The sequence below is a fragment of the Janthinobacterium sp. GW822-FHT07A03 genome (assembly GCF_058798815.1).
This window is the reverse complement of the sequence record NZ_JBXAKW010000008.1, coordinates 81701-104772: the sequence shown is the minus strand read 5'-3', so window position 1 is coordinate 104772 and position 23072 is coordinate 81701. Positions and strand designations below refer to the sequence as shown.

The 23072-nt window shown below is 63.4% G+C and carries 21 protein-coding genes; 13 read left to right on the top strand and 8 right to left on the bottom strand.

Annotated features, from left to right (window positions below; genetic code table 11):
* Positions 1-40: 40 nt before the first annotated feature.
* The 6 genes from AC1RJW_RS22210 (at position 41) to AC1RJW_RS22185 (ending at position 8591) form a co-directional block, all read left to right on the top strand.
* Positions 41-1789 carry a ribonucleoside triphosphate reductase gene (locus AC1RJW_RS22210; protein ID WP_493046889.1) on the top strand — a complete coding sequence of 583 codons (1749 nt, stop codon included), beginning with the start codon at positions 41-43 and terminating at the stop codon, positions 1787-1789.
* Complete coding sequence (gene nrdD, locus AC1RJW_RS22205) at positions 1786-1986, top strand: anaerobic ribonucleoside-triphosphate reductase (protein ID WP_493046888.1); 201 nt, start codon at positions 1786-1788, stop codon at positions 1984-1986. The genes AC1RJW_RS22210 and nrdD overlap by 4 nt, the downstream gene beginning before the upstream one ends.
* A complete protein-coding gene (locus tag AC1RJW_RS22200) occupies positions 1976-2683 on the top strand; it encodes an anaerobic ribonucleoside-triphosphate reductase activating protein (RefSeq protein WP_493047076.1) in 708 nt (235 codons plus the stop codon). Before nrdD ends, AC1RJW_RS22200 begins: the two co-directional genes overlap by 11 nt.
* 148 nt (positions 2684-2831) lie before the next feature.
* Positions 2832-6887, top strand: coding sequence for a Pls/PosA family non-ribosomal peptide synthetase (locus tag AC1RJW_RS22195; protein ID WP_493046887.1), 4056 nt, complete (start codon positions 2832-2834; stop codon positions 6885-6887).
* Between the two features lie 21 nt (positions 6888-6908).
* Complete coding sequence (locus AC1RJW_RS22190) at positions 6909-7448, top strand: 4'-phosphopantetheinyl transferase family protein (RefSeq protein WP_493046886.1); 540 nt, start codon at positions 6909-6911, stop codon at positions 7446-7448.
* Positions 7449-7682: 234 nt separating this feature from the next.
* A complete protein-coding gene (locus AC1RJW_RS22185; RefSeq protein WP_493046885.1) occupies positions 7683-8591 on the top strand; it encodes a LysR family transcriptional regulator in 909 nt (302 codons plus the stop codon).
* Here the strand turns inward: AC1RJW_RS22185 and AC1RJW_RS22180 are convergent.
* Positions 8588-9265, bottom strand: coding sequence for a phosphoribosylanthranilate isomerase (locus tag AC1RJW_RS22180; RefSeq protein ID WP_493046884.1), 678 nt, complete (start codon positions 9263-9265; stop codon positions 8588-8590). The two genes, AC1RJW_RS22185 and AC1RJW_RS22180, sit on opposite strands and share 4 nt — an antisense overlap.
* 126 nt (positions 9266-9391) lie before the next feature.
* Here AC1RJW_RS22180 and AC1RJW_RS22175 point away from each other — a divergent pair, with 126 nt between their 5' ends.
* Positions 9392-9619: a protein L gene (locus AC1RJW_RS22175; protein WP_493046883.1), complete on the top strand. Its 228-nt coding sequence runs from the start codon at positions 9392-9394 to the stop codon at positions 9617-9619.
* Between the two features lie 73 nt (positions 9620-9692).
* Positions 9693-10097, top strand: coding sequence for a hypothetical protein (locus AC1RJW_RS22170; protein WP_493046882.1), 405 nt, complete (start codon positions 9693-9695; stop codon positions 10095-10097).
* On the opposite strand, the gene AC1RJW_RS22165 is transcribed toward AC1RJW_RS22170, so the two are convergent.
* The 7 genes from AC1RJW_RS22165 to AC1RJW_RS22135 form a co-directional block, all read right to left on the bottom strand.
* The gene (locus AC1RJW_RS22165; protein ID WP_493046881.1) at positions 10094-11125 is read right to left on the bottom strand and encodes an RNA methyltransferase; all 1032 of its coding nucleotides are present in this window, start codon (positions 11123-11125) and stop codon (positions 10094-10096) included. The genes AC1RJW_RS22170 and AC1RJW_RS22165 overlap by 4 nt on opposite strands.
* 64 nt (positions 11126-11189) lie before the next feature.
* On the bottom strand, positions 11190-11531 hold the full coding sequence (locus AC1RJW_RS22160) for a zinc ribbon domain-containing protein YjdM (RefSeq protein WP_092799573.1): 342 nt from the start codon (positions 11529-11531) through the stop codon (positions 11190-11192).
* Positions 11532-11622: 91 nt separating this feature from the next.
* Positions 11623-12594, bottom strand: a complete 972-nt coding sequence (dmeF, locus tag AC1RJW_RS22155; RefSeq protein WP_493046880.1) for a CDF family Co(II)/Ni(II) efflux transporter DmeF — start codon at positions 12592-12594, stop codon at positions 11623-11625.
* Between the two features lie 10 nt (positions 12595-12604).
* The gene (locus AC1RJW_RS22150; RefSeq protein ID WP_282408506.1) at positions 12605-12880 is read right to left on the bottom strand and encodes a metal/formaldehyde-sensitive transcriptional repressor; all 276 of its coding nucleotides are present in this window, start codon (positions 12878-12880) and stop codon (positions 12605-12607) included.
* 76 nt (positions 12881-12956) lie between these two features.
* On the bottom strand, positions 12957-13781 hold the full coding sequence (locus AC1RJW_RS22145; protein ID WP_493046879.1) for a TlpA family protein disulfide reductase: 825 nt from the start codon (positions 13779-13781) through the stop codon (positions 12957-12959).
* 70 nt (positions 13782-13851) lie between these two features.
* On the bottom strand, positions 13852-14550 hold the full coding sequence (locus tag AC1RJW_RS22140; RefSeq protein WP_493047075.1) for a DUF2325 domain-containing protein: 699 nt from the start codon (positions 14548-14550) through the stop codon (positions 13852-13854).
* Between the two features lie 132 nt (positions 14551-14682).
* Positions 14683-15285: a hypothetical protein gene (locus AC1RJW_RS22135; RefSeq protein ID WP_493046878.1), complete on the bottom strand. Its 603-nt coding sequence runs from the start codon at positions 15283-15285 to the stop codon at positions 14683-14685.
* 291 nt (positions 15286-15576) lie between these two features.
* Between AC1RJW_RS22135 and AC1RJW_RS22130 the strand changes: the two genes are divergently transcribed.
* The 5 genes from AC1RJW_RS22130 to AC1RJW_RS22110 all read left to right on the top strand — a co-directional run bounded on the left by AC1RJW_RS22130 (position 15577) and on the right by AC1RJW_RS22110 (position 22925).
* Positions 15577-18753 carry a type VI secretion system Vgr family protein gene (locus tag AC1RJW_RS22130; protein WP_493046877.1) on the top strand — a complete coding sequence of 1059 codons (3177 nt, stop codon included), beginning with the start codon at positions 15577-15579 and terminating at the stop codon, positions 18751-18753.
* Positions 18750-20510 (top strand): hypothetical protein, encoded by a 1761-nt coding sequence (locus tag AC1RJW_RS22125; protein WP_493046876.1) that lies wholly within the window; start codon positions 18750-18752, stop codon positions 20508-20510. Before AC1RJW_RS22130 ends, AC1RJW_RS22125 begins: the two co-directional genes overlap by 4 nt.
* Before the next feature lie 2 nt (positions 20511-20512).
* The gene (locus AC1RJW_RS22120) at positions 20513-21538 is read left to right on the top strand and encodes a PoNe immunity protein domain-containing protein (protein ID WP_493046875.1); all 1026 of its coding nucleotides are present in this window, start codon (positions 20513-20515) and stop codon (positions 21536-21538) included.
* Positions 21525-21761 (top strand): hypothetical protein, encoded by a 237-nt coding sequence (locus tag AC1RJW_RS22115; protein WP_493046874.1) that lies wholly within the window; start codon positions 21525-21527, stop codon positions 21759-21761. Before AC1RJW_RS22120 ends, AC1RJW_RS22115 begins: the two co-directional genes overlap by 14 nt.
* Positions 21762-21824: 63 nt before the next feature.
* Positions 21825-22925 carry a PoNe immunity protein domain-containing protein gene (locus AC1RJW_RS22110; protein WP_493046873.1) on the top strand — a complete coding sequence of 367 codons (1101 nt, stop codon included), beginning with the start codon at positions 21825-21827 and terminating at the stop codon, positions 22923-22925.
* Positions 22926-23072: the final 147 nt, after the last annotated feature.

Genomic DNA, 23072 nt, shown 5'->3' with positions numbered 1-23072 from the left:
CTCCATAAAAACACCGCATGTTGTGTTTATTGGAGGTTTCATGACGACAAATGCAGTTTCCCCCACGCGCGGCCAGGTCGATGTCGCCGCGTCCATCAATGAATACCTGGAGCGGCGCGACTGGCGGGTCAACGCCAACGCCAACCAGGGTTACTCGCTGGGCGGCCTGATACTCAACGTGTCGGGCAAGGTCATCGCCAACTACTGGCTGGACCAGGTGTATCCGCCGGAAGTGGGCGCCGCGCACCGCGAAGCGGCCCTGCACATCCACGACCTCGACATGCTGGCCGGCTATTGCGCCGGCTGGTCGCTGCGCACCCTGCTGCACGAAGGCTTGAACGGCGTGCCCGGCAAGATCGAATCGGGTCCGCCCAAGCACATGTCGAGCGCCATCGGCCAGATCGTCAATTTTCTCGGCACCCTGCAAAACGAATGGGCCGGCGCGCAGGCGTTCAGCTCCTTCGACACCTACATGGCGCCCTACATCCGCAAGGACAGCCTGCGCTACGAAGAAGTGCGCCAGTACATGCAGGAGCTGATCTTCAACCTCAACGTGCCATCGCGCTGGGGCACGCAGACGCCGTTCACCAACCTGACCTTCGACTGGGTCTGCCCGGACGACCTGCGCGAGCAGATTCCCGTCATCGCCGGCCAGGAGATGGACTTCAGCTATGGCGAGCTTCAGGCGGAAATGGACATGATCAACCGCGCCTACATCGAGATCATGATGGCGGGCGACGCCAAGGGCCGCGTCTTCACCTTCCCCATCCCCACCTATAACATCACCGGGGATTTCGACTGGCATAGCGAAAATGCCGAACGCCTGTTCGAAATGACGGCCCGCTACGGCCTGCCCTACTTCCAGAACTTCATCAATTCGGAGCTCAAGCCGAACATGATCCGCTCCATGTGCTGCCGATTGCAGCTGGACTTGCGCGAACTGCTGAAACGGGGCAATGGCCTGTTCGGTTCCGCCGAGCAAACGGGTTCCCTGGGCGTGGTGACCATCAACTGCGCACGCCTGGGCCACCTGTGGCGCGGCGACGAAGCGGCGTTGATGGCGGACCTCGACCGCCTGCTGGAACTGGGCAAGACCAGCCTGGAAATCAAGCGCCGCACCATCGAGGAACTGATGCAGCAAGGCCTGTTCCCGTACACGAAGCGTTACCTGGGCACCCTGCGCAACCACTTTTCCACCCTGGGCGTGAACGGCATCAACGAGATGATCCGCAATTTCAGCGGCGACGCCTGGGACATCACGAGTCCCGAGGGCCATGCGCTGGCGATCCGCCTGCTCGACCACGTGCGCGCGCGCATGGTGCAATTCCAGGAAGAGACGGGACATATGTACAACCTGGAAGCGACGCCGGCCGAAGGCACGACGTACCGCTTCGCCCGCGAAGACCGCAAGCGCTATCCTGCCATCCTGCAGGCGGGCACGCAGGACAATCCGTATTACACGAACTCCTCGCAGCTGCCCGTCGGCCACACGGACGATCCGTTCGAGGCGCTGGAATTGCAGGACGCGCTGCAGCGCAAGTACACGGGCGGCACGGTGCTGCATTTGTACATGACGGAAGCGCTGTCGGACGCAAACGCCTGCCGCGAGCTGGTAAAGCGCGCCCTGAGCCGCTTTTCGCTGCCCTACATCACCGTCACGCCCACGTTTTCCATCTGCCCGCGCCACGGCTACCTGGCCGGCAAACACGAATTCTGCCCCACCTGCGACGCGGAACTGATCGCCCGCAAGCAGGCCCACATTGCTCCATCACTTGAGGAAACGCCATGAATGCACGTCCCGACTTCACTCCCGCCATCCCCCTGCTCGATACGGAACGCCAGCGTTGCGAAATCTGGACGCGCGTGATGGGCTATCACCGCCCCGTCGCCTCGTTCAACATCGGCAAGCAGGGCGAATTCCACGAACGCCAGTATTTTACGGAAGCGGGCGCCCGGCTTGGCCAGCCCGCCTGCCATGGCGCTTGAACTGAAAGTGGGCGGCTTGACGCCCTTTTCCGCCACCGACTACCCGGGCAAGCTGGCGGCCGTGGTCTTCGTGCAGGGCTGCCCCTGGCGTTGCGGCTATTGCCACAATCCGCACCTGCAGGCGCGCACGCCGGAGGGCGCCATGCCGTGGCAGGAGGTATTGACCTGGCTCCGCCGCCGCGTGGGCCTGGTCGACGCCGTCGTCTTCAGCGGCGGCGAAGCGTGCATGGACCCGGCGCTGGGGCGCGCCATGCTGGACGTCAGGGCGCTGGGTTTCGGCGTCGGTTTGCACACGGCCTGCATCTATCCGCAGCGCCTGCAGGAAGTGCTGCCCCTCGTCGATTGGGTGGGCTTCGACATCAAGGCGCCGTTTGCCGACTATCGTCTTGTGACCCGCGTGGCCGGCAGCGGCGAGCCGGCGCGCGCCTGCCTGGACGCCATCCTCGCGAGCGGCGTCGCCTACGAATGCCGCAGCACCGTGCACCCGGACCTGCTGCCCGATGCACAGCTGCTGGCCCTGGCCGCCGCCCTGGCCGCCAAGGGCGTCGACAACTACGTGCTGCAGCAGTTCCGCGCCGAAGGCTGCCTCGATGCGGCGCTGGCCGGCCGCCCCCTGCACGGCTATCCATCGGCACAGATTCTGCAGCAAATCGGCGCCATGTTTCCCCGTTTTACATTCCGTAATCATGGCAGTTGATCGTGCAGCCACATAATTATTGAAAGTCCCGCAAAATTCCCCGTTCTGCAACGCTGAAATGTCTTGCGTGCTGTAATGTATCAACTGTGCCGCGCACCACGCGCAGCCCGTTCGATTCCTCACACAGCATTACAGATAAGCATCATCCATGAACGATTTCACCGCAGTCAGCCCAGACACCCCTTCCACCCACGCCGACATCCTGTACGGCCCGCCGCGACCGGATTTGCTGCGCGAGGAAGTGCTGGCCGACTTGCTGGAAACGACGGCGCGCCGCTGCCCGCAACAAATCGCCCTGATCGATGGCGAACGCCGCATCACGTATGCCGAACTCGATGCGCAGGCGGGCCTGGCAGCGTCGCGCCTGGTGGCGGCCGGCGTCAAGCCCGGCGACATCGTGGGCCTGTGGCTGCCGCGCGGCGCGCATCTGCTGCTGATGCAGGCGGCGATTGCCAAGGCGGGAGCCGCCTGGCTGCCCGTCGATGAAGACACGCCCGTCGAGCGCCTGCAGGTGTGCCTCGATGACGCCAACGGGGCCGGCGTCGTCAGCTGCGCACAGTTCGCGCCGCGCCTGGAGCTGGCCGGCGTCCAGCGCCCCGTGTGGACGGCGGAAAGCCTGCTGGCCCCCGCCGCGCCGGGCGAACTGCTGCCCCCGCGCGGCGATGTCAAGCCAACACACCCGGCCTATGTCATCTACACGTCTGGCTCCACGGGCAAGCCCAAGGGCATATTGATCAATCAACGCAGCATCTGCCACTTCCTGCGCAGCGAAAACGCCGTGCTGGAAGTGACGCAAGCCGACACCGTCTACCAGGGCTTTTCCGTCGCCTTCGACATGTCGTTCGAGGAAATCTGGATCGCCTACCTGGTGGGCGCCACCCTGTGGCTGGGTCCCAAGGAGATCTCGGGCGACCCGGAAGCCTTGCCGCGCGCGCTGGCCGAGAACAAGGTCACCGTGCTCCATGCCGTGCCGACCCTGCTGGCCCTGTTCGCCGAGGAAGTACCGAGCCTGCGCCTGATCAACCTGGGCGGCGAGATGTGCCCCGAATCCCTGGTCGAACGCTGGTCGCGCCCGGGCCGCGCCATGTTCAACACCTACGGCCCCACGGAAGCGACCGTCTCGTGCAGCCTGGCGCGGCTGCGCCCCGGCGAACCCGTCACCATCGGCACGCCGCTGCCCAACTACGGCTTGCTGGTGCTGCAGGTGGCCGAGCCGGGAGAAAACCGTCCCTTGACATTGCTGGCGCGCGGCGAAACGGGAGAATTGTGCATCATCGGCCCCGGCCTGGCCGAGGGCTACCTGGGCCGGCCCGACCTGACGGTGGAAAAATTCCTGCCCAACCCGTGGGCGACCAGCGACGATGACGCGCGCCTGTACCGCACGGGCGACCTGGCTCGCATCGACCCGGACGGCCAGGTGCTTTGCCTGGGCCGCGCCGACGACCAGGTGAAGATACGCGGCTTCCGCGTGGAGCTGGGCGAAATCGAAGCCGTGCTGGCGCAGCAGCCCGGCGTGGGCACGGTGGCAGTCCTACTGCGCAAGGATGACGGCATCGACCAGCTGGTGGCCTACATCGTCGGCAGCGACGATGCGCCCGAACACGCCCTGGCGGCGAAAACCCTGCGCGCGGCCCTGAACCTGCACCTGCCGCCCTACATGGTGCCGGGCCGCTTTGAATTGCTGCCGCTGATGCCGCGCCTGACCTCGGGAAAAATCGACAGGAAGGCCTTGAAAGCCATGCCCCTGTCCGCGCCGCCGGCCGGAGAGGCTGGCGAATCGGACGTGCCGGATACGCCGGCCGAAGCGGCCCTGTTCGCGGCGCTGGCCAAGCTGTTCCCCGGCCAGGCGATCCTGCGCCAGCTGGACTTCTTCAGCGACCTCGGCGGCCACTCGTTCCTGGCCGCGCGCCTGGCGTCCGCCCTGCGCGCCGATCCGGCCTACGCCCACATGACGGTGCGCGACATTTACCAGAACCGGCAGATCGGCAAGATCGCCGCCGTGCTGAACGAGGCGCCCGCGCTGGCCACGCCGGAAGCGGATTGGACGCCGCCGTCGGCCTGGAAGCGCTGGGTCTGCGGCGCGGCGCAGGCGGCGGCCGTGCCGGGCCTCGTCACCCTGCGCATGGCGCAGTGGATGGCGCCCTTCTTCACCTATCACTTCTTCACGGGCGACACGGGCGACACCGTGCCGCGCGCCATCGCCGCCTCCATCGGCGTGTTCTTGCTCGCGACCCTGGCCGAATTTGCCATTGCGATTGCAGGCAAGTGGATGATCGCAGGGCGTCTGAAACCGGGCAGCTATCCGCTCTGGGGCGTCACGTATTACCGCTGGTGGCTGGCCGACCGCCTGGTCGAATCGGCGCCCGCGTATCTGCTCAGCGGCTCGTCCCTGAACAGCTGGTGGCTGCGCGGGCTGGGCGCGAAAGTGGGCAAGGAAGTGGTCATCGGCTCGATGACCCTGCGCGCGCCCGACTTGCTGTCCATCGGCGACAACGTCAGCGTAGGCAATGCCGTCAACTTTGAAAACGCCAGGGTGGAACGGGGCCGTTTGCTGCTGGGCCGGATCAGCATCGGCGACGATGCCTGCATCAGCTCTTACGCGATTTTGGAAGGCAATACCCAGGTGGGCGCCTTCGGCCACCTCGAGGGACAGTCCGCGCTGGCCGACGGCGCCTCGGTGCCGGCCGGCCGCGTCTGGACGGGTTCGCCCGCGCGCGACATCGGCCCCTACGACCGGGCCAGCCAGCCGCCGCGCCCCGCCGTCTCGCGCCTGCGCCTGACGGGCGAAACCGTGTTCTTCTGTTTCGGCATGGTCCTCATCGCCGTGCTGTTCTTCATGCCCGTCTTCCCCAGCTTCGTGCTGATCGACTGGTTCGACGAGCGCGAAATGATGCCGTGGCTGCAGGGGCGCGACGTGACCACCCAACTGGCCCGCTACTTCCTGCTGGCCTTTCCCGCCAGCGCCGTGCTGATCGTGCTCACGGCCCTGCTGTCGGCCGCCATCCGCTGGGGCGCGCTGCCACGCCTGAAGCCGGGCAGCTCGCCCGTCCACAGCAATATCTATTGCGCCAAGTGGCTGGTCAGCCATATCCAGGAATCGAGTCTGAACGTCCTGCACGGCATCTACGCCACCGTGTACGCGCCGTACTGGTACCGCCTGCTGGGCGCCAAGGTGGGCAAGGGCGCAGAGATTTCCACGGCCCTGGGCGTCGTGCCCGACATGCTGACCCTGGGCGACGACACCTTCATCGCCGACGCCGTCATGCTGGGCGACGAGCAGATCGACGGCGGCTGGATGACCATGCGCCCCACCGTCGTCTCGCACCGCAGCTTTGTCGGCAACGGCAGCTATATCCCGGACGGCACCGTGCTGCCCGAACATGTGCTGATCGGCGTGCACACGCACGCGCCGCGCAATGAGCAGATGCACAGCGGCGATACCTGGCTGGGCTCCCCGCCCATGCACCTGCCCGCGCGCGAACAGGTCAGCGGCTTTGCCGAGCACCTGACGTTCAAGCCGTCGTTGCTGCGCCGCCTGGGCCGCAGCCTGATCGAAGCGTTCCGCATCGTCGCGCCGCACGCCGTGGTGATCGCCGTCGGCTATACGCTGGTGCTGGACGTGATGCCGATCGCGGGCGCCGGGCGCTGGGGCGAAGTGGTGGGCGACCTGGCGATCGCCGGCATCGCCTACGGCATCGGCAATTTTTTGGTCGTCGTGCTGTTCAAGTGGCTGCTGCTGGGACGCTACCGCAAGCACGCGGCGCCCATGTGGACGCCGTTCGTGTGGATTTCGGAAGGCGTGACCAACCTGTATGAAGGCATCGCGGTGCCCAACTTCATGCGCTACCTGCGCGGCACGCCTTGGCTGCCGCTGGCCTTCCGCCTGTTCGGCTGCAAGATCGGCCGCGGCGTCTACATGGACACGACGGACATCACGGAATTCGACTGCGTGCACATCGGCGACTACAGCGAATTGAATGCGCTGACCTGCCCGCAAACGCATCTGTTCGAAGACCGCGTGATGAAGATCGACCACGTGGAGATCGGCCAGCGCGTCTACATGGGCCCGCGCAGCTCCGTGCTGTACAGCGCCAAGGTGGGCGACAATGCGCGCCTGGGACCGCTGACCCTGGTGATGAAGGGCGAACATATCCCCGCCGGCAGCAACTGGGCGGGCTGCCCGGCCGCGCCTTTGCGTAGCTGATTGCAGCTGATGGATTTTACGGTGCTCTTGTCAAGAGACGGCGTGCTGGCGATCGGCATCGTGCCGCCGCCATCCCGCACGGAAGCGCGCGCGCACCTGCGCCAGGCCGTACGCGAAGCGGCGGCGCAGTGGCAAAACCTGGACATCGAGGCGATTTCCGTGGAGTCGACGCCGGGTACTCCTCCCCGTTTGCTGCTGGCTGGCCGCCCGGCCGGCCTGTCGTTCAGCCATGACGAGGGACTGTCGCTGGCTGCCATCGACCTGCATGGTCCCGTCGGCATCGACGTGATGCGGGTGCAGGACATTGCCGACTGGTTCCATCTGGCGCGCGATTACCTGGGGCCGCAGGTGGCGCAGGAGCTGGCCGCCTGCCCTGCCGACCAGCGCCCGCTGCGCCTGGCGCAGGCATGGACGGCGCGCGAGGCGGCGCTCAAGTGGGCCGGCAAGCAGTTGGCGGAGTGGGATGGGGTGGCATTGAATTGTCATTTGCAAGCCGTGGAGACTCCGCAAAATTTCGTGGCAATGTTAGCGACAATCCGGGGTCAGACCCGACGGGTCTGACCCCAGCTTCACGCTGTTGGGTTAATTCCCTATCAATCCTCTTTACCGTCATCAGCCGCGCCGATCTGGACGAAAATCAGTTTTACGATAATACTGATAAGTACTCCCAGCACCCCGAGCAATTCCAGCATGGTCTTTCCTTTGCAGTGACAGCAGATCAATCCACTGTATCGTGAACGCCGGGGCAAGGCTAATATCAAATCAGGCAGTCTCCGATCTCGAAAAGGCATACGATTGATTTCCATCAAACAGTTCCGCTACTTTGTCGAAGTCGTCGATGCGGGCAGTTACTCGCGCGCGGCGGAAAAGCTGTACATCGCGCAGTCGGCCCTGAGCCGGCAAATCAAGGAGCTGGAAAGCGAGGTGCAGGCCCTGCTGCTCACGCGCGACGCGCGCCATATCGAGCTGACGCCCGCCGGACAGGTCTTTTATGAGCGGGCAAAGCGCATCCTCGACGACATCGAGGAAACCGTGCGCCAGACGCGCCACGTGGGACAAGGGGCGCAAGGCATCATCCGCCTGCTGCATTCGAGCTCCGTCACCCTCACACCCGCCATCGGCGCCGTGCTGAACCGGCTGCTGGCGCAGTTTCCCGGCGTTTCGCTCGACGTGTCGAAAGGCTCGTCGGAAAACCAGGCAGCGGACATCGAGGAAGGCCGCGCCGACCTGGGACTCGTGCGCCTGCCGACCCTGCGCAAGCACGCCAACATCGTCGTGCGCGACCTGTTTGCGGAAAAGCTGGTGGTGGCCGTGTCGTCGGCCTCGCCGCTGGCCGCGCTGGAGCGCACGACGATTGCCGCCCTGCGCGACGAAGCCTTCGTCTCGATCCCGCACAAGGACCGGGGGGGCCTGAGCTACCTGGTGGCGGGCCTGTGCCTGGCGCAGGGATTCTTCCCGAAGGCGGCGCGCGCCCTGTCGCGCAAGACCTCGCAGCTGAACCTGATCGAAGCCAATATGGGCATCGCCATCGTCCCCGACAGCATGCGCCTGGTGGCGCCGCCCGGCGTGCGTTTCATTGCCCTGCCGGACGAGGAATCGCATTCCGTCGTCGGCCTGATCTCGCCGCGCGCGGCCAGCGGCATGGTGGCCGCGTTTACGGAAGCGTTCGTGCGCGAGATGAACGCGCTGGCAACGGCGGCTTAGCCTTCCGCATACAGCGCCGCATCCGCGTCGCGCACGGCCGCCATCAGCAGGGCCAGCTTCATGACATCGAGCTTGCCGTCCGTACGCACGCGCGAGCACAGGTCGATGCCGTAGGGGCGCACTTGGCGCAGCGCCTCCATCACGTTGTTCGCATCGAGGCCGCCGGCCAGGAAGACGGGACGGGGGCTGGCGCGCACGAAGCGCGCGCTGACGGACCAGTCGTGCGTGCGGCCCGTGCCGCCCAACTCCGGTACGGCAGCGCCAGGGCGGCCCGAATCGAGCAAAAAGGCATGCACATGGGGCGCGTAGGCGGGGATCAGCGCCAAAGCCTCGGGGCCTTCCACGTGGATCACCTGCACGCGCCGCACGTGCGGCAGCAGGCGCGCCAGTTCCTCGACTTCACGCGGATCGATATGGCCGACGATCTGCACGGTGGACGGCTGTGTGGCGCGCACGTGTGCGGCGATGGCTTGCGCCGTCGTCTCGGACGTCAGCAGGAAGGTGGCCACGGGAGGCGGCGTCCAGGCAGCGATCTGCGCGATGCGCGCGTCGGGAATCGGGCCGGGGCCGGACGGCATGGCAGCCACCAGGCCCAGCGCGTCGGCACCGGCGGCAATGGCCAGTTGCGCTTCGTCGATGGAAGCGATGCAGCAGATCTTGATGCGGGTTCTCATGGCCTTGCGTACTCCGTCGGGATGATCAACATTACAACACAGGGCGGCGCGCACGCCAAGGCACGCCGTCAAGGCCGCGCACGATTGTGTGCCAGAATGGGGGCCTGCCCACATCCCGAGGAATCCATGGCCGACTACAAGAACCCCAGCTACGTGGCGCGCTCCATGCACCCGCGCTTCGATGAACTGACCTCGCCCGGCGAAGCCGTGCCGTATTCGGGCATCTACCGCTGCGACGGCTGCGCGCACGAGATCGTGTCGACGGAAGGCCACGTCATGCCGCCGCAAAACCACCACCAGCACAACAGCGAGCAGGGCCCCATCCTCTGGCGCCTGATCGTCAGCCCGCGCTGATTGACATGCGCCAGGCGGCGGACGATACTTGATTTATCCCGGATCGCCATTGGAACGTCACTGGAACACCAGCATGCGCATCGTCGATTTTGAAATCCGCAAGGAGTGTCCGCCGCAGTTGTGCGACTGCGAACGCGAGCGATTGCTCGGCGATCCGCAGGCGGACCTGTCCATCCTGCGCCTGAACCTGACGGAAGAAAAGCGCCTGCTGGCGCACATCGAGGGCATCGCCACGTATGCGCAACTGCAGAAGCTGCAGCTGCTGTTGAAGAGCAACCTGGGCGTGGAATTGCAGATTGCGCCCGGCAGCGGCGAAGTGCGCACCGTGCGCGGCTTCCAGATCCGCTTGCTGGAGCGGCCCGGCCTGTGCCGCAAGACGCGCGCCGCCATTCCCGCCGCCGTGCGGCGCTGTCTGGCCGAGCATCCCGAGATTGCGTTTGCGATATTGAATGAGAACGATTTGCTGGGCGGACTTTAGGCGGCGCTAGTACGGATGGGAATAACCTTGCCCTTCGCCTCACGCGCACGCAACTGCCCGCATCCCCCTTCCACGTCCTGACCGGCCGAATCGCGCAATTTGGTCAGCACGCCGCGCGCGTGCAAGGCGGCGGCAATCGCCCGCGCCTTGTCCCAGCTGGGGCGCTTGAACGGCAAGTCATCGATGGTGTTGTACGGGATCATGTTGAGCACCGCGTACTTGCCCTGCAAGAGCGCCACGATGCCATCCATCTCGTCCTCGCCATCGTTGACGCCTTCCATCAGGGTCCACTGGTACTGCACCGGGTAGCCGGTCAGGCGCGCATACGATTCGCCGAAGTCCACCAGTTCGCGCGGCGTGAGCCTTGGGGCGCGCGGCAGCAGCTGTTCACGCAGCGCCGGCTTGGTCGTGTGCAGCGACAGGGCCAGCGCGGGCTTGACCCGCCCCTGCGGCAGGCGCTCGAAGGCGCGCGGGTCGCCCACGGTGGAAAACACGAGGTTCTTGTGGCCGATATTGCCCTCGGTGCCCAGCAGCTCAATCGCTTCCATCACATTGTTCAGGTTATGCGCCGGTTCGCCCATGCCCATGAAGACGACTTTTTTCACGGGACGCAGGGTACGCGCCAGCACCACCTGCGCGACGATCTCGCCGCTCGTCACCTGGCGGATCAAGCCGTCGCGGCCCGTCATGCAGAACTGGCAGCCGACGGCGCAACCGACCTGGCTCGACACGCACAGGCCGTCGCGCGGCAGCAGCACGCTTTCCACCGTCTGGCCGTCGTGCAGCCCCACCAGCAGGCGCGCCGCCCCGTCGGCGCCCGGATGGGTGCTGAGCAGCGTCAGCATGCCCTGCAATTCGGCGTCCAGCGCAGGCAAGGCGTCGCGCACGGGCAGCGGCAAAAAATCTTCGGCGCGGCGCCGGCCCTGGTCGTGCGGCTGCGCCTGTATCCAGTCGCGCAGCACGCGCTGTTCGTGCAGGGGCTTGGCGCCCAAGGCGCGCAGGCGCTGGCGCAGATGGTCGATTTGCATGGATTCTGAATAAAAAAACGGCGCGCAGGAATGAAGCCAGCGCGCCGTGTTACAGGTAAAAGCGTTACACCTTCTTGACGAACTCCGTCTTCAGGCTCATGGAACCGAAGCCGTCGATCTTGCAGTCGATATCGTGGTCGCTGTCGACCAGGCGGATGTTCTTGACCTTGGTGCCCATCTTGACGACACCGCCGCCGCCCTTCAATTTCAAGTCCTTGATGACGCTCACCGTGTCGCCGTCCTGCAGGATATTGCCGGCCGCATCGCGGTACACCTTGGCGCCCTCTTCCACGGCTTCGCCAGCCGTGGCCGACCATTCATGCGCGCATTCAGGGCAGATCAACTGGCTGCCGTCTTCGTACGTGAATTCGGATTGGCATTGCGGGCATGGTGGTAATGTGCTCATTTTCTTCTCTGTCTGGTGAACAGCGCGTGCTGTAAAAGCCGACATTATACGGCCTACGCCCCGCATCAACGGGCTTTTTTCGCCATCATTGTCAAGGACGGCGAATAATCTCGATGGTGCTGTGGACGATTTCCTCGTGGATGCCGATGCGCGCGCGCAGCTGGGCCGCCGTCAGGCCGGCGTCGCGGCTGACGACGGACAAGGCGCAGGAATACAGCTGCTTGCCGACTCGCCACACATGCAGGTCGACGATGCGCGGCGTGTCGCCGGCGCTTTCCACTTCCACCGCTTCGCGGATTTCCGCCACCACGGGGTGGTCCATCTCGCGGTCCAGCAAGACCTTGCCCGTCTCCTGCATCAGCTTTTTCGCCCACAGCGCCACCAGCACGGCGCCCGCGATGCCCATCACGGGATCGAGCCACTGCCAGCCGTAAGCCCACGCGCCGGCCAGCGCAAGCATGGCCAGCACGGACGTGGCGGCGTCGGCCAGCACGTGGATGTACGCGGCCTTCATGTTCAGGTCTTCGCCATGGCCATGGTGGTCGTGGTGCCCGTGATGGTCATGGTGATCGTGGCCATGGTGGTGGTCATGGTCGTGGTGCCCGCCGAGGATCAGCGCGCACACGAGATTGACCAGCAGGCCGAAGGCCGCCACCGCCATCGCCTGCGGATAGTGGATGGGCTGCGGCGAGAACAGGCGCTCGACGGAAGCGGCCACCATCAGCACGGCCACGCCCAGCAGCAGGATGGCGCTCGTATAGCCGGCCAGCACCTCGATCTTCCACGTGCCGAAGGCAAAGCGGGGGTCGCGCGCATAGCGGCGCGCGGCCGCATACGCAAACGCGGCCAGGCCGATGGCCAGCGCGTGCGAACTCATATGCCAGCCGTCGGCCAGCAGGGCCATGGAGTTGTACCACCAGCCGGCGACGATTTCCAGCACCATGGTGGCCAGCGTGATCCACATGACGATGCGCGCGCGACGTTCAGCCTTGTCGCTGGCGGCGCCAAAGACGTGTTCATGCTGCCAGGCGGAGAGGTCTTCGTTGAGGGATTGCGTTTTCATGACGATCTCCTTATTTGAGGTAGGTGCGCAGGATGCCCGCGATGTCGTCGGCGCCCCTGGCCCGCTCCTCGCCGGAGATATCGGGACTGGCCACGTGCTCGCGCAAATGCTCTTCGATCACTTCGGCCATCAGGCCATTGACGGCGCCGCGCACGGCGGCGATCAGCTGCAGCACTTCGCCGCAGTCGCGGCCCTCTTCCAGGCCCCGCTCCAGGCCTTCCACCTGGCCGCGGATGCGCTTGACGCGATTGAGCAGCCTGGTCTTGTTGTGTGTCGTGTGGCCCATGATGCACTCCGATAAATACTATAGGGGGGTATACTATCAGAAACTGCTACAGCTACGTCAACAAGGCATACCCGCCTCAGGGAACGGGCGCGATCTTCTGCAGCTTGCTGGCCAGCGAAGCGTCGGACAATTCGCCAAGGTGCGTATCGGCCAGGCGCCCTTGCGCGTCATAGAACAGGGTGGTGGGCAGGGCCGAGGAACCGGCCGCCTTGCCCAGCGCCGCCTCGCTGTCGAGCACCACATTGCGCAGGGTCGCACCGCTCCTGTCCAGGAAAGCGCTGGCCGCCGCCGCATCCTCGCGCTGGTTCGCATACACGAAGACGATATCGGCGCGCGCCTGCTGTGCGGCGGCCAGCACGGGCATCTCGCGCCGGCATGGCGGGCACCAGCTGGCCCACAGGTTGACCACCATGGGTTTGCCGCCGGCCAGCGCCGCCAGGCTGGTGGACGTGCCGCCCAGCGTCTGCAGCGCCACGGCCGGCAAGGCCGCCGGCTTGTCCCAGGCGAGCGAGATCCCTGCACTCAACACGCCCCAGGCCAGCGCACCGCAGGCCACGCTGATGGCCAGCGGCCGGCGCATGAGCGCCATGGCGGGACGCCGGCAGCGCCACGCGGCGATGGCCAGCGCGGCGGCGATGCCGGCCGGCGCCAGGAAGCCGCCGTCGCGGATATTCAGGATGGACGCGGGCGCGGCCAGATACTGTTCGTGCCAGCGCAACACGAACGCCAGGCGCGCCGCCAGCAGGCCGGCGATCAGCATCTCGGAAACGAGCGGGCCGGCGTCCGGCAGCCGGCGGTACTTCCGCAGCCACCACGCCACGCCGTAAGCGACGCACAGGGAAACGATCAACAGGACCAGGCCCGTGGGCAGGGCCAGGGGGCCGATTTGCAGGGACAGCATGGGCGCTCGCTATGACATCGAATGGATGGCCATTCTGCCCCATGCGGATTAAGCAGGCGTTAATCCGGCATCAAAAAGCGGCCAGCGCCTCCTTGCGCACGAAATGCATGGCTTGCGGCTGGTCCACCAGCACGCACTGCTTGCCCGTGCGCCTGCAGTGGTCATGCACGCGCCAGTAGGCATCGTGGCTGACGCAGCCCGTCTGGCAGATCACCAGGTCGGCCGCCACCAGACCCGCTTCCAGCGCCGCCGCGTCGTCGGCGCCATCGTCGCCGCCCGCGTGATGCAGGAAGCGACCACCCGCCTGTTCGATGGCCAGCTGCGCCACGTTGGCACCGCCCGCGTCCTGGCCCGGCGTCAGGCTTGAATAGTTGCCCACATATAGCACGGCTTTTTCCCGCACGTCGGCCTGCAAGGCTGGCGCGGGCACGATGGAAGGCGCGGGCAGCCATTGCAGGCGCAGCAGCTCGCGCATCAGGTCCTGCACGCGCTCGCCGAGCCACTCGACCTTGCGGGCCAGCCGGGCACGCGTCGGCAAGCCCGGCACGCTGGCCGCCAGTTCGGCCAGCGCGTCGCGCGCCAGCGCCAGCTGCGTATCGCGGATCACGACCTGCGCCCGCGCGCGCATCAATTCCGACTCCAGCTGCATGATTCGGGCCGCCTGCGCGGCCAGCTGCGCACTGCAGCGCGTCTGCGCGCGGCCATATTCGCCCATCAGCACGCGATGCTCATGCGCGATCAAATCCTCGTTGCCATCCATACTGCCCATCATGCCCTCCTTCACACGCATGGCGCCATTGCGCCGGCCCATCACCACCCCATAGTCGTGAATTATAAATGAGAATCATTACTATTTGTGTATGCACATGCACGCAGCAGGGGTATGCGCTGGCCGCCGGCGTCACGCGGCGGGCGGGCAGGACAGCAGGCGTTTCCAGACGTCGTCCTGCACTTGCCGCACATGCCGCAAACCGTCGGGGCCGCGATAGATGTCCAACGTGTTCGGCCACGCCATATCGATGAACAACTGCCGTGCCGGATCGACCAGCAGGGACTGGCCCACATAGTTCCCCTTGATTTCGCCCTTGTTCACGGCCAGCAGGCGCGCGCCGCCGGCAAGCGCCCGCTCTTCCAGCACCACGCCGCTGCGCTCGGCCACATCGCGCAGCCAGCGCTCGCGCCAGCGCGCCTGCTCTTCAAACTGCCCCTTTGGCGGCCGGTCCAGCTTGACGACGGCCGCCACGGACCCGCCTATCCCCGCCTGCAGCGAAAAACCCATGCGTTCCTGCAATTCGACCGTGTAGGTTTCGCCCTTGACGTCGATCTGGTAACGCCCCGCACCATCCTGCAGCAGCAGGTCGGCCTGGTGATAGGCGGGCTTGACGCAGGCGGCATATTGATAGGCGAGCACATCAAGGAATGGCGGCGTCGCGGGGGATGCCGCCATGGCGGGCGACAGGCTGGCACACAGCGCGGCGGCGGCCGCGCATTGCTTCGTATTCATTCTCGCTCCTGCTTGTGTGGGATGGCGATGGCAGCCGGAAAACAGGCACGGCACGCCATCGCGTTATCTATAGGCAATATTTTGCACATTTTTTGCCAATGGTGGAATTGGCAAGAACTGCACTCTACCTGATGGGGAGAAAATGGCCCGCACGGCCATCGGACGACGGCCCCCGCCACACGATTCAATTGAATCGCGCTTGTTAAATCACTATTTCTAAGGTGTAATCTTATAAGCAAGTCATTGAATTAATTGCAAGTACGCTCATTTCGCCACACGGAGTTCCAATCAATGTCCGAATTGGTCCAAGCAAGCACATCGCCGTCACCTGCTGCGTCGCCCGTCGCCACCGGCTTCAGCCAGGCCACGCGCCTGCTGAAGCTGAGCACGCCCCTGGGCCCGGACACGCTGCTGGCCGAATGCGTGCGCGGCGAGGAAGGCCTCGGACTGGGCTATGTCTTCAACATCGCCGCCCTGTCGCTCGACGCAGCCATTCCCCTCAAGTCGCTGATCGGCCAGCCCATCCTGCTGGAATTGCGCACGGCCGCCGGCACCGGGGACTGGCGCCCTTTCCATGGCCATATCACCGCGGCCGAGCTGGCGGGCGCGAATGGCGGCTTTGCCCGCTACAACTTGACCATGCAGCCGTGGACAGCCTTCCTGGCCCACGGCCGCGACAGCCGCGTCTTCCAGGACCTGGCGGTACCGGACATCCTCGAAGTCGTCTTTGCCCGCTACCAGGGCCAGGGCATGCTGGCGCCGGCCTGGCGCTTCGACCTGCTCGACCGCGCGGCCTATCCGAAACGCAGCATCTGCAGCCAGTACCAGGAAAGCGACTGGGCCTTTGCCGAGCGGCTGATGAGCGAGGAAGGCCTGTTTTATTTTGCCGAACACACGGGCGACGCGGGCAGCGCCAGCCTGGGCAGCCACACCCTCGTCATCGCCGACCACAACGGCAGCTTCAAGCCCAACGCCCAGTCCGGCATCGCCTACAGCCAGCCAGGCGCCGTCATGCCGCAAGACACGATGGACCGCTGGCGCATGCAGCTGCGCCAGCAGACCAACGGCATCGAACTGTCCAGCTGGGACTACCGCGCGCTGGGCCAGCGCCCCATCAGCGCCGCTGGCGCCAGGGACGGGACGATGGAACTGGTCAGCCGCGACGCCCCCGGCGCCTATGCCTACCCGTCGCGCGAGCACGGACAACGGCTTGCCGAGCGCCAGTTGCAAGCGCTGACGGCGGCCAGGGAAGTATTTACGGGCGCCGGCACCGTGCGCACCCTGGCACCCGGCACCACCTTCACCCTGAGCGGCCAGGCGCAAACGGACGCGGCGGGCGATGGCGACGCAGCGACCTTCCTCGTCACCCGCACGGTGCACCTGATGCATAACAACCTCGATGCGGAACTGGGCGGCGGACTGCTGCAGCGCTTCGGCCGGGGCTTGCTCGACGCGCTGATCGGCGAAGAGGCTGCCGGCAGCCTGCATGCCGTCGGCGACACCATCAGCGAACGCCCGCCCTACCGCAACCGCATCGACGCCATCCGCAGCAAGATTCCCTACCGCAGCAGCTATGCCAACGACCACGGCCAGCTGCTGCATCCGCGCCCCGTCATCATGGGCCAGCAGACGGCCATCGTCGTCGGCCCGGCCGGCGCCCAGCTGCATACGGACCGCGACCACCGCATCAAGGTGCAATTCCACTGGCAACGGGGTGCGCAAAGCCATAGCCGGCTGGCGCATCCGGCCGCCGACGGCCACACGGGCGCGCCCGGCGACGATAGCGCCGGTACCTGGGTCAGGGTCGCCACGCCGCTGGCCCCCGTTGCCGGCGCCAACTGGGGCAGCAACGCCCTGCCCCGCGTGGGCCAGGAAGTGCTCGTCGATTTCCTGGAAGGCAATATCGACCGCCCCGTCGTCATCGGCACGCTGTACAACGGCCGCGGCCAGGCCGACGCGCAAAACAACCAGGTCAGCCAGGGCACGGGCGCAGCGACGGGCAATGCGCCGGCCTGGTTTCCCGGCCAGGCCGGCGCCCATGCCCACCCGGCGGCCTTGTCTGGCATCAAGACGCAAGCCATGCAGACCAGCCAGGGCGGCGGCGGCGCCTACAGCCAGCTGGTGTTCGACGACAGTCCGGGCCAGGGCCGCGTCGCCTTGCAGCGCCATGCCGGCCCCCACCAGGGTACGGCCGAACTGAACCTGGGCCATTTGCGCCATCAGAGCGACAACCAGCGGCTGGCGCCGGCCGGCTTTGGCGCCGAGCTGAAAACGGAACATAGCGCCGCCCTGCGCGCGGGAGCGGGCATGCTGCTGTCGACCCATGGCCGCGACGCCAGCGCCAGCCACATGGATGCGAAGGAAGCGCTGGAACAGCTCACGCACAGCTTGCAACTGCAGACCTCGCTGGCTGAGCAGGCGCAAAAACATTTCGCGCTCGAGATGGCCAGCCCGGATACCGCCGGGACAGCCGCCCCGACGCCCCCAGCCACGCCGGACCAGCCGGAGACGCCGCCCCAAGCCGCCCAACTCCCCGCCCTCGCCCAGATGCAGCACAGCATCGAGGTCCTGGGCGCGACGGCCGAGGGCGCCGCCGCTGCGGGCCAGGGCCAGGGCCAGGGCCAGCAGGCGGCGGGCGGCGAAGGCCAGGCCAGCGCGTATGGCGACCCGCTGCTGCAATTGTCGAGCCCGTCCGGCATCGCCGCCACCACGCCGGCCAGCGCCGTGCTGGTCGCCGGCGGCAATGGCAGCCTGGCGGCGGGCGCCGATCTCAACTTTGCAGCGCAGGGCAACAGCCTGTACGCGCTGGGCAAGGGCATCAGCCTGTTCACCTACGGCAAGGCCAGCAGCAAGGACAAGCCGAACCAGGAAACCGGCATCCGCCTGCATGCGGCCAGTGGCAAGATCAGCAGCCAAAGCCAGTCCGATGCGACACGGCTGACGGCGGACAAGGCCATCACCGTCAGCAGCACCGCCAAGAGCGTCACGGCGGCGGCCAAGCAGCACATCCTGATGACGGCCCAGGGCGCGTACATCCGCCTCGAAGGCGGCAACATCATGCTGCACGGCCCCGGAAAAATCGATTTCAACGCCAGCATGAAGGAATTGACGGGGCCGGCAAGCAGCCAGCCCACCTTGCCGGCGATGCCGAATGCGGCCGACCTGGGCCGGGCAGTCGAGCTGAACCTGCATTATGGCGATCTCGAGCCTGTCATGAACTCGCCCTACAAAATCACGTTCGCCAATGGCACTTCCCTCAGTGGATTGCTCAACGACAAGGGCCATGCCCGCCTCGAAAACATTCCTCCCGGCGCCTATCACATTGAATATGGCGAAGACCAGCGCGACTGGGTGGCGCCCCCATTGGTAGCGGAACCCCGTTTGCAGCAAGCGAGGCAGCAGATGAAACAGGCATCCGCATTGCTGGAGGCAGCCCGAAAAAACAGTAAGCCGGAGCCCAAGCCATGAGCCAGAATCTTGTCGACGAGATTGTCGAGTTTTTCAAGGACCTGATCCTGGGCGACTTCGAGGATGACCAGGGCAAGGCCGCCATGATCGTCGGCGGCGCCATTTCCCTGATCCCCGTGGTTGACCAGGTGATGGACGTGCGCGATGTCTCGGGCATGATCTACCGGGTCGGCAGGAAAGGCGTGTCGCGCGCGACCCGCGATGACTGGGTCGACATGGCGCTGGCGGCGTTCGGCTGCATTCCGGAAGTCGGCAGCCTGTTCAAGACCATCATCAAGCCTTTGCGCAAGTACCGCAAGGAGATGGGCGCGGCGGCCGCTGGCGGCAATGTCATGATCGAAGCGATGCTGGGCAAGAGCAAGGGCGCCGCGATCAAATTCCTGAAAACCTTCCAGTGGGCGCAAAACACCCAGCTGGCAATCAGCACGGCGATGAGCGCGCTGGACAATTGCGTGCAATTGCTCGGCTACCTGTCGACCAGCCATTGGTGGCTGCCGTCGGACTTGCAGCATCTGGCGCGCGACATGAAACCGCAAGTCGAAGCGGTGCGCGGCCCGCTCAAGGCCGGCATTGCGCAAGGCGCCAAGGCGCTGCAGGACTTGATCGAGGACATGCTGGGCGAAGACGCGTTATGGGCGGCAAAAAAAATCGCCGTCGCAGCCGGCACCGGCGCCAATATGGCAGCCAGGCACAACCACAAGCCAGGCAACGCGCATCCGCACAGCGCCAACGCCCAGTTCAAATCGTCCACGACAAGCTCAGATAAAAAGTCCAAGGGCGTGGATGCCAAAGCAAAAACCAAAGAACGGGATTCGCCGGGCAAGGGCAAGGAACACAAACCCGTGGCCGACTCGCACCGCCAGAGCAGCGACGGCGGTACCGCGCCGGTCAAGAATACGTCGCGACCGATTCGGCAATTGCTGTCCGAAGTGAAATTAGGGCCAAAGGGCCTCCTCGGCGAGCATATGGCAGATTATTATCATATGGAACACGTGCTTAAAAAAACCACGGCCTGGCCACACGGTAACGTTAATGGAAAATGGCGCTTTGACTACCCGCGCATTGTTGGCCCCGATAACGCACACAGACGCCCGACAGAGCTTGTACCAGAAGACTTAAAAAAAATGGCACAGAATGGTGTGGATACCATCTGGCAGACGAATAGTGACACATTCCATTTCATCGAAGCAAAATTTAGTGGCAGTGCCTACACGCTGTTCCAGCGGCTGAAAAAAGAGGTGGAACGTGGCAATATCCCACGCCCCCCAGCATCCCTCAACGACAGACAGTTGATGCTATGGACTTTGCTCGGTGAACGTATAAAGGGCACGCAAATGGGAAAAAAATGGCTTACCAACAGCACCAAAGCCGGTGTCATGCAATCCGAGAAAAATTTAAAAAATCGTTGGACATATCTAATACTGGGAAATACCGCACTCTCCAATCCGTTCGTGACGGCAGCCCACCCACATGGCAAGCTCAAGCTAGCAGCAGCACCTGGAGTTGTCGACCATCTTGAAGCGACATTGGAGCTACTTGCATCAGGCGATCATTACAATATAAAAATACATGACAAACACAAAGAAACTCATGGAATAAGCGACACATTCAATTATATGGAAATCGATCGCATAGACAAAAGACGTAGAAGCCTCGAAAACGCAACGTCCAAAAAACCAGCCGATCAGCAGGAACAGCAAGAAGGCAAGAATAAATCAAGCAAAACAGCTTCAGGAAAGAGAAAACGGAGAAAGTAAAAATGAAAATTCCAGAATTTCATGAACGCCGACGCCAACAATTCATTTATGAGGAGCTCTATACTAAAACCAGAAAAAATCAACTCTCACTGATTGAAGGCCAACTTGCAAATAAAAAAGTGGCCGACTCAACGCAAAGTCAAACTGTCATTTACCAGTTTTTGTATTTGGAAGCGTTCTGGATATGGATACTCGACTATACGGCAGGTGAGCCGATTGATGCACTGGCGCCGCGCATTGCAGACATCGTGGATAAATTTGAAGAATGGAACGAGGTGGATCAACTCTATCAGCAGGAATTGGCGCTCGATTTTCCAGAAGATGGGCCATATGAATACGAGGGTGCACCGCAGTTTTCTACCCTTTCCGACTATGAGGACACACTACAACTGCTCAGCATCGCCATCCTGCTGCGCGATCAGCGTTCGGTGCGACGTATTATTCACGTACTGCGCAGCCACCGTGGCCGCGATGGGCTGTTCGAACAATTGATAGGCGCATATGTCGAGGATAGTCAAGACCTGGACACCTGCATTATCAGCAAGCCCTACAACACCCTGCTGCAAGTATTCTATGAAGAAGACGACAACGCTGCCTTAGCCCTGCTCCAGAAGTATTTGAAACAGTGGTATCCGGCCATGAAAAATCATCCACGCTGGTACGATGAGCATCTCAACATCAACGAGGAAGGCTATGCCGCCTATTATGGCTACTGGGCATTCGAAGCAGGGGCGACCGTCTTTATACTCGACCTGGACGACAGCCAGATCGACCATCTGGTCTACCCCAAAGACTTGGTCGATTATGCACGACAGTTATGGGAAGAAGGCCGCTTTACCAGCCAGGAAACAGAACCACTGATGCGCAAGGGACGCGTAGACGGTGGCCAGCCCTGCCCCCAAACTGGCTTATGGGAAACCCCAGCAAAATTACACAGCCGCAGCCACTTCGCGCAGGGCCAAATAATGCCTGTTTTTGACGATGCGGCATACGGTGAAACCATCTGGTATTGGAGTGAAGAACAATAGCCAATTTTCCATCTCGCACAGCCAGCGACTGGCCCAGCGCCGAGCTGCGTCATGGCACGAGCCTTTGGAATTGCGCGCCTACGCCGGCGAGGCCTGCCAGCAGGCCGGTCAGTGGCAAGCGCTGGACATTCCGCCGCAAACCCGGCGATTTGAACAAGGCGAGATCATGAGCAATCTGGATTCAGCCTATGGCTTGACGGTGTGGCGCTTCCTGAACGCATGAAGAAACAGCGACTGTACTGATGTTTGAGACCATCAACCTGATGCTCGACTGGAAAAGGCAATCATGCATTGCGGTTCCAACTCGCGCATACCCGCTTTGACACGAATACTGTTTATCCAAGAAAAAAGGTTTGTTGGTATGAAAGTTTTACCATTTCACCGGCGCAATCGCCATCAATTCCTTTATCACGAGCTTTACACTAAAACTCGAGAAAATCTACTCGCATTAATTGAAGTCCGGCTTGCAAATAAAAAGATAGTAGAATCAACGTTGGAAAACTCTGTGTTGCACCAGTTTTTGTATTTGGAAGCGTTCTGGATCTGGATGCTGGACTACACAGCGGGTGAACCGATCGATACACTGGCGCCGCTTATCGCCGGCATCGTGGATAAGTTTGAAGAATGGAATGAGATCGATCAATTCTGTCAGCAGGAAGCGGCGCTTGAGTTTCCGGATTATGGGCCGTATGAATACAACGGAGCACCAGACTTTTCCACCCTTGCAAATTATGAGAACACGCTACAGCTACTCAGTATTGCGATATTACTGCGCGATAAACAGTCGGTCTTACGCATCATCCACGTGCTACGCAGTCACCGTGACCAGGATGGATTATTTGAGCAATTGATTGGCGCATATGTCGAGGATAAGCAAGATCTTGATTCCTGCATTCTCAAAAAGCCCTATGATACTTTGCTTCAGGTTTTCTATGAAAATAATGAGAGAGATACACTCAAACTGCTCCAAAAATACCTGAAACAGTGGTATCCAGCTATGAAAGATCATCCCCGCTGGTACGACGGGCATCTGAGAATCCGGGACGAAGGCTACGCGCCCTATTACGGTTACTGGGCGTTTGAAGCGGGTGCGACGGTTTTTTTACTTGACCTGGACGACAGTCAGATCGACCATCTGGTCTATCCCAAGGACTTGGTCGATTACGCGCGCCAGCTACGGAAAGAAGGCCGCTATACCAGCCTCGATACAGAACCGCTGATACAAAAAGGGCGTGTCGAGGGTGGCCAGCCCTGCCCCCAAACTGGCTTCTGGGAAACCCCAGCAAAGTTACACAGCCGTAGCCATTTTGAGCAAGGCCAAATAATGCCTGTTTTTGACGATGCGGCATACGGCGAAACAATTTGGCATTGGAGTGAAGAACAATAGCCAATTTTCCATCTCGCACAGCCAGCGACTGGCCCAGCGCCGAGCCTTTGGAATTGTGCGCCTACGCCGACGAGGCCTGCCCGCAAGCCGGTAAGTGGCAAGCGCTGGACATTACGCCGCCAACCAGCAGATTGGAACAAGGCGAGA